The sequence below is a fragment of the Staphylococcus sp. SUC_1.2 genome (assembly GCF_026222585.1).
Map to the genome: position 1 here is coordinate 13868 of NZ_JANJPM010000007.1, position 14062 is coordinate 27929.

Here is a 14062-nt window from a genome sequence, read left to right on the forward strand (position 1 = left end):
ATATCTTGTGGATAAAAAGGGGGTAAAGGTGTGAATATAGTTTGAATGTTGTGTAAAAGTTATGTAAATTATTATCATTCGTGTTGTGGATAACTAGGATAAGTTCGTGGATAACTGATATATCGGTATTTTAGTTGTTTATAAATTTGTGAATGAAATAAATAAAAAAACTAGTAAAAATTTGATACTTTTACTAGTTTTTCTTAGATATATTAAATTTTTTCTTGCAATTCTTCCCATTCAGCCATAATATTCTCTAATTGTCGTTCGGTACTTAATTTCTGCTCAGCAAGTTCATTTGCCTTAATAGGATCATTAAAAATATCAGGCTGAGTCAATTGTTGATTAATTTGAGTAATTTGTTCTTCATATTTTTCGATTTGTTCTTCACATTGCTCAATTTGACGCTCAATTTTTCGTAATTCTCTCTTATATTGTTTTTGAGAAGCATACGTATTAGTTGTTGACGAATCAGTGTCTTCTAAATCAAGCGTTTCATCTTTATTGTGTTCCGCTTCAAATTCCTTTAACGCAGAAGCTTCTTCTGTTTTCTCAATAAAATATTGATAGTCACCTAAATATAGTTGACCACCATCTTTATTTAAATCAAATACTTTATTTGCTAGTTGATTAATAAAATATCGATCATGGGAAACAAATAAAATTGTACCTTCAAAATCTTTTAACGCTTGTTCTAACATTTCTTTAGAATCTATATCAAGATGGTTAGTAGGTTCATCGAGTATCAAAACGTTATCACGTTGTAACATAAGTAAAGCTAATTGCAAACGTGCTTTTTCGCCCCCTGATAAATCATTAATAACTTTTTTGACGTCATCTTGAACGAATAAAAATCGTCCTAAAATAGCGCGGACATCTTTTTCATTCATCATAGGATATTGATCCCAAACATAATCTAATATTGTTTTATTAGATTTGAATTCAGCTTGTTTTTGATCGTAATATCCTATGTTTAAATTAGCACCATAAGTAATTTCTCCACCTAATGCTTTTTGACGATTTGCAATTGTTTTGATAAGTGTAGTCTTTCCAACTCCATTAGGTCCAATAATAGCAATATGGTCTCCTTTTGTAACTTCAATATTAATAGGAGCAGTGATAGGGGATTGATAACCTACTTCTAGATTACGGATATGCATCACATCATTGCCAGTATTTCTATCAAATCCAAACTGGATATTAGCACTTTTAGCATCCATCATTGGCTTATCGATACGTTCCATTTTTTCTAATGTTTTTCGACGACTTTTAGCCATACCGCTTGTTGAAGCTCGAGTAATATTTTTTTCCACGAAAGTTTCAAGGCGTTTAATTTCTTCTTGTTGTTTTTCATATTCTTGCATTCTTAATTCATAGTATTTATCACGTTGAGTAATAAATTGCTCATAATTACCTACATAACGCTTCACATCTCCTAAAGCAACGTCATATATTTGAGTTACAATTTTATCTAAGAAGTATCTGTCATGACTAATAATAATGATGGCACCTTTAAAATATTTTAAATAATCTTCTAACCACTTAGTTGTTTCCAAGTCAAGATGGTTTGTAGGTTCATCTAATAGTAATAAATCGGGTTCACTTAAAAGCATCTGTGCTAAAGATAAACGTGTTTTTTGTCCGCCACTAAAATCATTAATGGGTTTATCAAATTCTTCTTCAGTAAAGTTTAAACCATGCAATACTGTTTTAATTTTACTTTCATATTGATAACCTTCAAGTTGTTCAAATTGATTAGATAATGATTCATAACGCTCCATATGTTGTTTATAATCTTCTGAATCATAACTATCAACGTGAGCGGCTAACCAATCAGTTTCATCATTAATAAGCGTTTCCATATGCTTAATATGTTCAAATGGTTTTGACATTTCTTCAATTACAGTCAGAGAAGAATCAAGTGTCATTTGTTGAGTTAAATAACCAATGCGTAAATTCTTGATTTTTGAAATATGGCCACTATCATAATCTTCAACACCTGCAATAATCTTCATTAACGTTGATTTTCCAGTGCCATTTCTTCCTACTACGCCAATACGTTCTCCAGTTTTAACTTCAAAATTAACATGATTAAATATATCTTCACCATCAAACGATTTTGAAATATCATTTAATTGTAAAAGTATCATTCAAGTTTCACCTTTCTATCTATGTAACAATCACATTTATTTAACTTTAAATTTGACATTATTATATCATTTTACAATATAAGGTATGCTTAGGAAACTAAGATATTTATTTTTGAAATAGGTTACGGTATAATATTGCAGTATCCATAATAGGCATTATATATATTTCACTAAAATAACTAATTGCACTCTAGTTAGTTTGAATATATAGATTAAAAAGTTCAAACAAAAGGGGGACATTGCATATGCCTCAAAATCAATCAAAAATACCTCGCGCTACATTAAAACGTTTACCTTTATATTATCGATTTGTTAATTCATTGAAAATCAAAGGTATTGATCGTGTGAGTTCTAAAACAATTAGTGAGGCTTTAGATATTGAATCAGCTACGATAAGAAGAGATTTTTCTTATTTTGGTGAGTTAGGTAAGAAAGGATATGGCTATAACGTTGAGAGTCTTTTAGAATTCTTTAAAACGGAGATTAGCGATAGTAATAATATTCATATTGCTATTGTTGGCGTAGGGAATTTAGGACGTGCATTACTTACTTACAATTTTTCAATACATGATGAAATGACAATTACAGCTGCATTTGATATTGATAAAGATATTGTTGGTACAAAAGTTGGAAAAGTGACAGTAAAGCATATTGATGATATTTCATCTGAACTTCAAAAACAAAATATTAATGTAGTGATTCTTACTACACCAGGAAGTGTGGCACAATCTGTTTCAGATCGACTTATTAAGGCTGATGTAAAAGGTATCTTAAACTTTACTCCTGCTAGAATTGATGTGCCAAATGATGTTCAAGTTCATCATATCGATTTAGGTATCGAATTACAATCACTATTATTCTTTATGAAAAACTCTTCAAATTAATATTAAATTATTTTTTAAAGCTAAAATGCATTTGCATTATAGCTTTTTTATAAATATATTAATTTAATGGAAACATTAAAAAATGGTGACGAATTAAAAATAGACTTTGATTGCACTCAAGTAACTGAAGCCATTCCAAACTGGGCAGCTGAACAAGGGTATCCTGTAACAAACTATGAACAACTTGATGATGCTTCATGGACAATCACAGTTCAAAAAGCTTAAGTTTTTCTTTATAAATGTAATGTAATATGACAAATTGTGTCATTTAATCTTACGTGTTTTTGCTATTCTTAAAAACTATTAATATGATGTTTTTAAGGAAGTGGTAAAAATGAAGATGGATGACACAATTTTTTTATTTCTATGTATTTTATTAGTTTGGTTAATGACACCAGGATTGAGTTTATTTTATGGAGGCTTAGTTCAATCTAAAAATGTTTTAAATACAGTGATGCAAAGTATGGCTGCTATAATTATTGTTACGTTTACATGGGTGGTCATTGGATTTTCTTTGAGTTTTGGTCATGGAAATGATTGGATAGGTAATTTTGATTTTATTGGTTTGCAACATGTAGGATTTAATACGAATGTTCAATTTAGTCCACATATTCCGTTTGCCTTATTTATGTTATTTCAGATGATGTTTTGTACTATTGCGGTTTCCATTTTATCAGGTTCAATTGCTGAGCGAATGAGATTTATTCCTTTTACTATTTTTATATTTATATGGGTAATTATGATTTACAGTCCTGTAGCTCATTGGGTATGGGGCGGTGGTTGGATTCAACAACTTGATGCTTTAGATTATGCTGGAGGTACCGTAGTACATATTACATCGGGAGTATCAGGATTAGTATTAGCAATAATGATAGGTCACGGAAAAAAAGTAGAGAAACTACAGCCGAATAATTTACTTATTACACTTATAGGTGGTATTTTTGTTTGGATAGGATGGTACGGTTTTAATACAGGAAGTGCGTTTACTTTAAATGATATAGCAGTGATATCGTTTGTAAATACTATCATTGCTGCGAGTGGAGGAGCATTTAGTTGGTTGATTCTTGAATACTTTTCTAATAAAAAGTTAAGCTTACTTGGTTTATTATCAGGTGTACTGTCAGGACTCGTAACCATTACACCAGCAGCTGGATTTGTAAACTACTTAAGTGCATACATTATCTCTATGATTGGTGGTATAGCATGTTATTTTGTGGTCAATTCTATAAAAGAAAAATTAAGATATAATGATACACTTGATGCCTTTGGTATTCATGGTGTTGGAGGTGTGATTGGTGCAATATTGACTGGTGTATTTCAATCACATAAAGTTAATAAAGATATATTAGATGGATTAATCTATACTGGTCATTTACATACTATATGGATACAATGTATTGCAGTTATAGTAGTAGTACTTTACTCGATTATTATAACTTTTATTATTGGAAAGACATTATCAATTTTTATGTCCCTTGCTACGACTGTTGAAGAAGATAAGACAGGTTTAGATCAACTTGTGCATGGTGAAAAGGCATATTTTTATGGAGAATTAAATAAATTACATAAAAGGTATTGATATATATTTAAAATGTTGAAGTTTCATTAGTAAAACAGTACTTGAAGATAATCACGATATGATAAAATTAATATTATGTTGATATTAATTTAGATGATTAGTCTATTAAAAAAATATATCAGATATTGCAAAGTTTGCGGGAGTATTGTAAATACAATTTCCCGCTTTTTAAATCATGGATTGTAAAGTCTTAAGACTAATTACCGTTACGATATTAAATGATAAAATTAATACTAATGATTTAGGAGGCCTAATATGACTGAGTGGTCAAGAGAACAACGCTATCGTCGTATTGAAGATGTGAACAAAGATGAATTAGAAGCGTTAAAGCATCGAATAGAACAATCAAGCTATCGTCAACACTTTCATATTCAACCTGAAACAGGTTTATTAAACGATCCTAATGGATTAATGTTTTATAACGGAACATACTATGTATCTCACCAGTGGTTTCCATTGGGTGCCGTGCATGGACTGAAATATTGGTTTAATTATACTAGTAAAGATTTAGTGACATTTGAACCAAATGGTCCCATATTAAAACCTGATACGATTTATGATAGTCATGGGGTATACAGTGGAAGTGCTTTTGAATTTGAAGGAAACTTATATTATATGTATACAGGTAATCATCGAGATGAAGAATGGAAAAGATATGCGAGTCAAATGATTGCAAAAGTAAAACAAGATGGTTCAATCGAAAAATTAAATAAGCCTGTGATTGCTCATCAACCTGAAGGATATACAAGTCATTTTAGAGATCCAAAAGTATTTAAACATCATGAAGAATATTATGCAATATTAGGTGTCCAAACCCAACAAGAATTAGGACGTTTACTTTTGTACAAAATGATACATCGACAGATTGATCAATGGGAATATATTGGAGAAATTACAACCGAACTAGAAGATTTTGGCTATATGTGGGAATGTCCAGACTATTTTAGTTTAAATGGACAAGATGTAATTATTTTTAGTCCTCAAGGTATTGATGCAAAAGATGAAAAATATAGAAATATTTATCAATCTGGATATCTAATCGGTCATTTAAATTTCGATACATTAGAATTCAAACATGATACATTTATGGAACTTGATAATGGTTTTGATTTTTATGCGCCACAAACATTTATAGATGAATATGGTAAGCGTATTTTAATTGGGTGGATGGGATTACCAGATACTCAATATCCTACAGATGAAGAAGGTTGGGCACATTGTTTAACGATACCTAGAGAGTTAACAATCGAAGAAGGACGGTTACGCCAACGTCCTTTGAAAGCGTTAGAGACGTTACGTCAAAATAAAGAAACAGCATTAGGTTATGCTAACAAATATAATACAACACTTCATCCTTATGAAGGTACGCAATATGAGCTTATTATTGATATTTTAGAAAATGAAGCAACAGAAATATATTTTGAATTAAGAGCATCTAAGTTAAATTCAACATTAATTTCTTATAATACTAGGGAGCAAAAGATTACATTAGATCGATCAGAAAGTGGTGCATTACCTAGTAATGTTGAAGGTGTGACAAGATCTACATATTTAGATTCGCCATTAAAGCAATTACACATTTTTGTGGATACTTCAAGTATTGAAATTTTTTGTAATGATGGAGAGCGTGTCTTGACGTCAAGAATTTTTCCTGATGAAAATGCTACAGCAATTCGCACATCTACGGAAACAGGTCAAGTTTATTTAAAATTTACTAAATATGACTTAGGGAGAGATAAATAAATGAGAAAGTTATACGCTATTGGTGAAGCATTAATCGATTTTATTCCAAATAGAACAAATATTGAACTTAAAGATGTAACGCAATTTAGTCGACAAGTTGGCGGGGCACCTGCTAATGTGGCGAGCGTGGCTAAAAAATTAGGTAGTAGTACAGAAATGGTTACACAACTAGGTAATGATGCTTTTGGAGATATTATTGTAGAGACGTTAGAAAAAATAGGCGTTGGTACAACATATATTAAACGAACAAATACAGCTAATACTGCACTCGCTTTCGTTAGTTTAAAAGAAAATGGAGAACGAGATTTTTCTTTTTATCGTAAACCATCAGCTGACATGCTTTATCATGCTTCGAATTTAGATGAAATCAATATTTCTAATCAAGATGTTCTACATTTTTGTTCTGTTGATTTAATTGAATGTGATATGAAAAATGCACATCTTGCTATGATTGAAAAATTTGAAGCGGCTCATGGGATGATAGTATTTGATCCAAATGTTAGATTACCACTATGGGATAGCGCAGAAGCGTGTAAAGTAACTATTCAATCATTTCTTCCCAAAGCAAATATCATTAAAATTTCAGATGAAGAAATTGAATTTGTTACTGGAATAAGTGATGAACATAAAGCGATTCAATCTTTATTTAAAGGAAATGTTGAAGTAGTTATCTATACACAAGGAGACAAAGGAGCAACAGCTTATTTAAAAGATGGGACAATTATTCATCATCAAGGGTATAAAGTTGAAGCTGTTGACACTACTGGTGCTGGAGACGCGTTTATTGGTGCAGTCATTAATAGAATTTTAAATACAGAATTAACAGACATTACTTCTCTATTTAAAGGAAAAGGAGAAGAAATTTTAAAATTTAGTAATTTAGTAGCTGCAAAAGTAACTACTAAGTATGGCGCTATTGAAAGTATTCCAAGTTTAGAAGAAGTTATTGAAGAACTTTAAAAAAGAGATTAAGAAACCCCTTCAGATATTAAAATGAAGGGGTTTTAATATTATATCTTTTTAACATTACGTACAGAGGCATAGCAATGCTCACCGTTTCTGAAAGTTACAATTCGTTCTTTAGAATCGACTGAATCGATATTATGGCGATTTACAACAAAACTATTGTGACATCTGAAAAAACGAGCATCGAGTTGTGCTAATTCTTTAAGATTTCCGTAGAATTCAATCTGACGGTTATCAAGATGCGCAATTAAACGATGGGATTTTGTAGACGATTCAAAGAACATGACATCATCATATTGTACATATATTGAATTGCTACCACGCTTTAATTCAATTGTCTCAACATTACTTTCTTTTGAAAGTAATTTTAAACGTGTATGAGCAGTTTCAATACAATCTATTATTCGCGTTTTAAGTTGATTAGGATCATCTTTAAAAATAAAATCCATTGCAGATACCTTATAGACAAATGTTAGGTAAGTGAGTTCACTATGACTTGTAACAAAGATGATATTCCCAATAGGATCATACTTTCGAATTTCACTTCCAAGTTTAATACCGTTAATATCAGCTTCTAATTGTATATCTAAAAAATAACATCCAACATCATTCATTTCTTTTGACTGTTCAATAATTTCATAAGGATCATCTGTCGCTAACGCTATTTCCATCGGTTTTTCTTCAATCATTATATAGTTATTAATAATTGAAACCATATTTTCACGTTGTTTCACATCGTCTTCACAAATGAATATTTTCATTTTTTCACATCCTTATGGCATATTATTTATAATTTCTACTTTTTGAACGAAGTAGTCATTTTCTATAGTCGTATCAAGTAACACGTTTTCAGTAGTATCAGTAATGTCTTTTAAAGTCGTTAGACCAAGTCCTCTGTTATCTCCTTTAGTTGAAAAGGAATCTTGAAATAATTCATGGATTTTCGGCATATCTTCTTTACATTTATTCATAACAATAAACATGACTGACGTTTCGACATTGATGAATGCAATTCTAATTAAGGCATCTTCTAATTCTTCTGAAGCCTCAATAGCGTTATCAATGATAATCCCAATGATACGGCTTAAATCAACTGTATTCATCTCAATATGATCAATTAACTCTGGCACTTCAATACTAATAGGTATATTTTTTTCTTGAGCTTGTAAAATTTTAGTTGTTACTAATCCTTTAATAGCACGCACTTTTAAATTATCCGTACCATTAATTTTGATTGAGTTCATTTGAAGGTTATCTTTCATAGGAACAATATTGTCATTAAAATATGTCTTTAAACCATCCATATCATTTTCTCTTATGTATTCTGACATTGTAGTAAGAATATTGACGTAATCATGTCTAAACTTACGCATTTCATTATTAATCGATTCTATTTGTAGTGTGTATTCATAATACGTTTCAATTTCTTCCATATTACGTCTGTAGCGAAGTTCACGTAATGTATATCTAGAAATAATAATGATTAAGGTGATGAAAAATATAATTATTCCAATAAAAATTAGCCCATAAATTTTTAAAGAAGCATTATTAATTCTAGGTGTTTGCGAATATATTAGTAAAATGATAAATGATGAAACTAAAACAATTGTAATAATAATTAAATAAGTTTTATTAATAGATAGATAGGATTGCTTAAATTTTTTAAATACAATTTTAAAAGTATAAGCAAGAATAATAGAGATTAATGAAAACAAAGTTAAATATATCATTAAAATTAAATACTGATTATCTAATGTATTTTCAATAAAAATTATTAAAAAGAAAACGATAAAATTACTTAAAAACATTAATATTGCGCTGCCCAAAACTGTGATTATAGAATAAAACTTTATTTTATAATAAAAAAATATTCCGCAACTGATAAGTAAATATAATATAGATATACTTCCGAAAAAATAATACAAAAGAGCAGAAGGGATTATAATCGCTAAAACGATTAAATAATCCCTTGTTTTATATTTAATATTTGAAACTATTTTAGCAATTATAAAAAGGAGAAAACCTTGAAATAAAGCTAAAGGTACATTAGATAATAAATCCATGGCACACACACTTTCTTAAAATACTATCTTTCTAAATTTGTTAACTCTTCAGGGACTTCTGGTTCATCAAAATAAGTTGCGCAAGGTGAATAAGAAGCGAGTGTACCAACAGTTTCTAAGATTAATGAGAATAATTTAATAAATAATTGAGTAATAAATGTCATAATTAATAATCCTCCTTAGGAAAAAAGAATGGTAATAGTGTTGTACTTTCAAGTATCATACCTAATAAAATTAATTGTTTATATGGCTCTGTTGCTATAATAGAAATAATGATTAAAACCACTACTAAAATAATAGACTTTATTTTTTTACGAGGTTTTAGTCTTTCGGGTATGGGTTGTTTCTTAGTGGCAGCTGGTGCATAAATAATAATCAGTAATAATGCAATACCACTAACACTATACATGATACCCATATTAATATGATAGTAAGCAATGAGCCATGGTAAACCAACAAATAAGATTAAATTTTGAATATGGCATAGCAAAGTAGACTTTGCATGCGCCCCGTGTGCATTGTGTCGAATTAAAAAATAACTAATGTGTGTGATTAAAGTATACAAAAATGTATGGAATATGAGCGCAGCACCATATGTCACAATCGTTTTAGCAATATTACTAACAACCACTTGCATGCCTAATCGTACTTTTAAGAATTGGATATGATCAAGGTTGTTTTTCTTCTGTAAATAAGATGCAAAGTGCTCAATTTTATCATCAATTGCTTTCAATATTGTGCCACTCTCCTTGACTATATTATACAATTTTGTGCAATTAGTCTGTAAAATAATGCTTAACTGTTAAAATTTAATACTTAACTGTAAAAGTAATTCGATAACTCATATTTTACCATATAAAAATAAACAGTTTAGTAGAAAAAGATGCAAGTTAAGAATTTTTTAATAACTTAAATGAATATTATGTTTTAATATACTCGTATCACATTAAAGTGATATAAACTTAATAATCTTAGTCTTTAAATTGTTAGTCTTTGTTTTATTCGAATAAATCTTTTTTGATTTTGTTAGTAGTTGCGAAATTAAAAGTTGATTTATCGATGAGTTGTAAGGAATGTTTGTGTAGTTTGACTATGTATTTGTAATGATCGAGACCAATGGGTTATTCGATAATATCGATTTTCATAGTGAAATATTTCATTTATTTATTTCTTCGTGTAGTTCTATTCATTAATAAGCGATTCCAACTTATTGATGAGAAATGCATAAGACTCGCTGAAGTGTTAACTCAGTAGAAAATAATTAACTTAGCTATTCTGAATAGAAGGTAATTATTTTCAATATGCAAGCTATCATAACATTGTTATGCAATGTAATTTTTCATAATTAATAACATCCCCAAAAGATTGAAAAATAACTGTAAAACATTCCCTTAAGTAAAAGTCGTGAGTCTCTCCCAAGCTCACGACTTTTTTTATTTATATAAATGAGGTTTTAAATTTCTAAAGATTGGAATAGCATCTCTTTGGCGTGATACTTCTTGAATGTTGATATCAACTGAAATAGTAGCTTCTTCTCTGTTTAACTCAACAAGAATATCTCCATTAGGATTGATAACCATTGAATGTCCAGCGTATTCAGTATTTCCATCATGACCTGTGCCATTACATGCGACGATGAAAATATCATTTTCTATCGCTCTAGCTTGAAGTAAGCTTCTCCAATGATTAAGGCGAGATGTTGGCCATTCGGCGACATAAAATGCGATTTGAGCACCTTCTCTAGAGGGATATCTTAGTAATTCAGGAAATCTTAAGTCATAGCATATAATTTGAGTGGCGAGAGCACCTGATGATAAAGCAAATGGTTCTGGAACTGTTTTTCCATCTTCTAAAAATTCTGGTTCATTTAGCATTGGAACTAAATGAACTTTATCATATTTGTTAATACGACGACCTTCTTTAGAAACAGTAAAAGCAGTATTATAAACTTTATTATTTCGTTTGTTTGAAACAGATCCTGAGACGATATCAACTTGATATGTTTGAGCAAGATTCGAAATGAAAGGAAAACTACGTGATAATGCTTGATCTGCTTTTTCATTTAATTCTTCTAAAGCATAGCCATTGTTCCACATTTCTGGTAACACAACAACTTCAGTATCAGCATCTAATTGAGTATTAAACCATTCTGAAATTTTTTGTTCATTTTTCTCAACATTTCCATATTCGACATAAAATTGGAATATTTGTATTTTCACTTTAACCACTCCTCAACCTGCTTAATAATTTCAATTTACTAAATTTAGCTATGAAAAGCAAAATGAAGCACATTACAATTAAGGTAAAATGACTTAATTGAAATATACTTTATTGATAAGTTTAAATTTATTATTTTTTAATAATAAATCGTTGATCAGTAGGGTGAATTTCTTTTTCACCAGCTTGTTCTTCAATATCACCAAATGGCATTTGTGCTACAAGTTTCCATGATGCTGGAATATCAAATGTTTGTGCTGTAATTTGATCAACTAGTGGATTATAGTGTTGTAACGATGCACCGATACCTTTTGAACTTAGTGCAGTCCAAATGGCGTATTGATACATAGCATTTGTTTGAACAGCCCAATTAGCAAAATTATCAGCATATGATGGCATTTGTTCTTGTAATGATTTTATAACATCTTCATCTTCAAAATATAAAATAGTTCCGTAGGCATGCTCGAAACCATTAATTCTTTGATTTGTAGGTTCAAAGTCGCGATCTGGTCCCATTACATCTTTGAGTACAGTTTTAGCATTTTCCCAGAATTTAATATGTTGATCATTAAGTAATAAAACGATACGTGTTGATTGTGAATTAAAAGCTGAAGGCATATATTTTACAATATGTTCAATCATTTCCTCTAATTCTTCATCACTAATAGAAATAGATGTTTTAGTTTTATAAATTGTACGTCTGTTTTCAATTTCAGTTAAAAATGGTTTTGTGTTTTCTTTATCAAATAGTCCCATCAAATAATCCCATCAAATAATCTCCTTTTTTTAATATACTTTCAGTATAAAATTTATACTGGAATAAGTAAATTATTATATAACAAAAAATTTCATAAACATTAATGTTCTTTATCAATTTGTTTATATGCATGCATGATATGTTTTTATTCTTTATACTAAAACTGTTGAAAATAAGAGGAGGTCTCAGAATGATAAAACAAAACGTTATTCGAACAAGTCTTATTTTTGCTATAAGTGCAACTATATTCAGTCACTATAGTTATGCTGAAACCTCTTCTAATATAGAGAGTGAAGACATAGATCAGAAAGTAAACCTACAAAAAACTTCTGACACTCAGCATTCTAAAATTAAACTCAGTAATGAAAATGAAAACATAAACGAATTTAATCATACTAGCGATGAAACTAGCAACACAGAAGAATCACAACAAGAAAGTAACGAAACTAACAGTAAAGAAAAATCAGAAGCAGAAGAACCACAACAAGAAAGTAACAAAACTAACAGTAAGGAAGAATCAAAGGCAGAAGAATCACAACAAGAAAGCAACGAAACTAACAGTAAGGAAGAATCAAAAACAGAAGAATCACAACAAGAAAGCAACGAAACTAACAGTAAGGAAGAATCAAAAGCAGAAGAATCACAACAAGAAAGTAACGAAACTAATAAACCTGAAGAACCAAAAACAGAGAAAGCACATGAAACGAACAAGGAAACTGATAGCATAGAAGAACCAAAAAAAGAAAAAGTTAATGATAAGAATCAACAAAAGAGTGGAATAGAACATATTCATAAAAATAACACGTCATCTTCTGAAGAAAAAAATCATAATAAATATAAAACAGCACAAAAAAGTAAAAATTATAAAAATGAGGATTCAACTATTTTTAAGCAAGAAGAACATCAAAATGTAATGTCTAAATCAATGAAGTCGAAACAAAATCAAATCATACAACCATATAACGATAATACTTCATCCAATGTTTACTCAAACACTAATTATCAAAAGGGTAAGTCTCAAAATAGTGTTTCAAAAACAATGTTTAACCAATTATTTTCACGACAACTAGTTGAAAACAATCATAATAACTTTGAACCAACACATTTAAAGCAAAATAATCTATATTTTCAAAGTGATAGAAGAAAAGAATCCACTTATCCAAATATATATCAAATAGAGTCAAGATTTTCAGAAAATATCTTAAATAGGTTTAATCAATATGCAAAAGGTGCTTATAAGTACAACCCTTATATTATTAATAAGGTTAATCATTTAGATGATAATGGTGAAAAAATAACAAATAAAGATTTTAATCATTTAATTAAGAAACAAAAATTTGATAATCAAAATCTAAATATATTACAAGAGGATTCTCAATACTTTAGATTTCAATATTTTAATCCACTTAATGCTAAAGAATATTATAAAAATTTAGATGAGCAAGTTTTATCATTAATTACAAATGACATTGGCTCTATGCCTGATTTAAAAAAGCCAAAAACAATTCATAAGTATGAAGTAGAAGAACATACAAAAGTCATTACTTCTCCTCATAAAAAAACAGAATCAAAATCATATATAAAAACTTTGAATATGATACTGATTCCTACTTTAATTTTAATATCTTCCACTGTAATGATAATTTATGTATATCAAAAGTTAAAAACGAAAAAAAAGTAAAAGCATCAAATGTCTAGAGCAT

At 29.4% G+C, this 14062-nt stretch carries 12 protein-coding genes and 1 pseudogene; 6 read left to right on the forward strand and 7 right to left on the reverse strand.

Annotation, left to right across the window (positions count from 1 at the left end; translation table 11 throughout):
* Positions 1-212: 212 nt before the first annotated feature.
* Positions 213-2150: an ABC-F family ATP-binding cassette domain-containing protein gene (locus NR218_RS03690; protein WP_072291531.1), complete on the reverse strand. Its 1938-nt coding sequence runs from the start codon at positions 2148-2150 to the stop codon at positions 213-215.
* A 245-nt stretch (positions 2151-2395) separates the two neighbouring features.
* Here NR218_RS03690 and NR218_RS03695 point away from each other — a divergent pair, with 245 nt between their 5' ends.
* From NR218_RS03695 to NR218_RS03715, 5 genes and pseudogenes are all read left to right on the forward strand, one after another.
* Positions 2396-3034 carry a redox-sensing transcriptional repressor Rex gene (locus NR218_RS03695; protein ID WP_017175284.1) on the forward strand — a complete coding sequence of 213 codons (639 nt, stop codon included), beginning with the start codon at positions 2396-2398 and terminating at the stop codon, positions 3032-3034.
* A 66-nt stretch (positions 3035-3100) separates the two neighbouring features.
* Positions 3101-3259 (forward strand): annotated as a pseudogene (locus tag NR218_RS03700) (sulfurtransferase TusA family protein); the annotation flags it as partial.
* 109 nt (positions 3260-3368) lie between these two features.
* Positions 3369-4613 carry an ammonium transporter gene (locus NR218_RS03705; protein ID WP_019835521.1) on the forward strand — a complete coding sequence of 415 codons (1245 nt, stop codon included), beginning with the start codon at positions 3369-3371 and terminating at the stop codon, positions 4611-4613.
* Between the two features lie 255 nt (positions 4614-4868).
* Positions 4869-6356, forward strand: a complete 1488-nt coding sequence (locus tag NR218_RS03710) for a sucrose-6-phosphate hydrolase (protein ID WP_017175281.1) — start codon at positions 4869-4871, stop codon at positions 6354-6356.
* On the forward strand, positions 6357-7316 hold the full coding sequence (locus tag NR218_RS03715) for a carbohydrate kinase family protein (RefSeq protein ID WP_019835519.1): 960 nt from the start codon (positions 6357-6359) through the stop codon (positions 7314-7316). It abuts the gene before it with no gap.
* 50 nt (positions 7317-7366) lie between these two features.
* On the opposite strand, the gene agrA is transcribed toward NR218_RS03715, so the two are convergent.
* The 6 genes from agrA to NR218_RS03745 form a co-directional block, all read right to left on the reverse strand.
* Complete coding sequence (gene agrA / locus NR218_RS03720; protein WP_072291535.1) at positions 7367-8083, reverse strand: quorum-sensing response regulator AgrA; 717 nt, start codon at positions 8081-8083, stop codon at positions 7367-7369.
* Positions 8084-8095: 12 nt separating this feature from the next.
* Positions 8096-9385: a quorum-sensing sensor histidine kinase AgrC gene (agrC, locus tag NR218_RS03725; protein ID WP_265883256.1), complete on the reverse strand. Its 1290-nt coding sequence runs from the start codon at positions 9383-9385 to the stop codon at positions 8096-8098.
* Positions 9386-9408: 23 nt separating this feature from the next.
* On the reverse strand, positions 9409-9549 hold the full coding sequence (agrD, locus tag NR218_RS03730) for a cyclic lactone autoinducer peptide AgrD (protein WP_019835517.1): 141 nt from the start codon (positions 9547-9549) through the stop codon (positions 9409-9411).
* 2 nt (positions 9550-9551) lie between these two features.
* Positions 9552-10118, reverse strand: a complete 567-nt coding sequence (locus NR218_RS03735) for an accessory gene regulator AgrB (protein ID WP_019835516.1) — start codon at positions 10116-10118, stop codon at positions 9552-9554.
* 700 nt (positions 10119-10818) lie between these two features.
* Positions 10819-11604 (reverse strand): carbon-nitrogen family hydrolase, encoded by a 786-nt coding sequence (locus NR218_RS03740; protein ID WP_265883257.1) that lies wholly within the window; start codon positions 11602-11604, stop codon positions 10819-10821.
* A gap of 130 nt (positions 11605-11734) precedes the next feature.
* Entirely contained in the window at positions 11735-12358 is a 624-nt protein-coding gene (locus NR218_RS03745) for a nitroreductase family protein (RefSeq protein WP_019835514.1), read from the reverse strand.
* A 191-nt stretch (positions 12359-12549) separates the two neighbouring features.
* On the opposite strand from NR218_RS03745, the gene NR218_RS03750 reads away from it, so the two are divergent.
* A complete protein-coding gene (locus NR218_RS03750) occupies positions 12550-14040 on the forward strand; it encodes an SdrH family protein (protein WP_048761678.1) in 1491 nt (496 codons plus the stop codon).
* The last annotated feature ends 22 nt before the right edge of the window (positions 14041-14062 follow it).

Bases quoted from the DNA above. Each gene is read 5' to 3' on its own strand.
- agrC (WP_265883256.1), bottom strand. From the start codon at position 9,385: ATGGATTTATTATCTAATGTACCTTTAGCTTTATTTCAAGGTTTTCTC.
- NR218_RS03705 (WP_019835521.1), top strand. From the start codon at position 3,369: ATGAAGATGGATGACACAATTTTTTTATTTCTATGTATTTTATTAGTT.
- NR218_RS03690 (WP_072291531.1), bottom strand. From the start codon at position 2,150: ATGATACTTTTACAATTAAATGATATTTCAAAATCGTTTGATGGTGAA.
- NR218_RS03750 (WP_048761678.1), top strand. From the start codon at position 12,550: ATGATAAAACAAAACGTTATTCGAACAAGTCTTATTTTTGCTATAAGT.
- NR218_RS03710 (WP_017175281.1), top strand. From the start codon at position 4,869: ATGACTGAGTGGTCAAGAGAACAACGCTATCGTCGTATTGAAGATGTG.
- NR218_RS03695 (WP_017175284.1), top strand. From the start codon at position 2,396: ATGCCTCAAAATCAATCAAAAATACCTCGCGCTACATTAAAACGTTTA.
- agrD (WP_019835517.1), bottom strand. From the start codon at position 9,549: ATGACATTTATTACTCAATTATTTATTAAATTATTCTCATTAATCTTA.
- NR218_RS03745 (WP_019835514.1), bottom strand. From the start codon at position 12,358: ATGGGACTATTTGATAAAGAAAACACAAAACCATTTTTAACTGAAATT.
- NR218_RS03715 (WP_019835519.1), top strand. From the start codon at position 6,357: ATGAGAAAGTTATACGCTATTGGTGAAGCATTAATCGATTTTATTCCA.
- agrA (WP_072291535.1), bottom strand. From the start codon at position 8,083: ATGAAAATATTCATTTGTGAAGACGATGTGAAACAACGTGAAAATATG.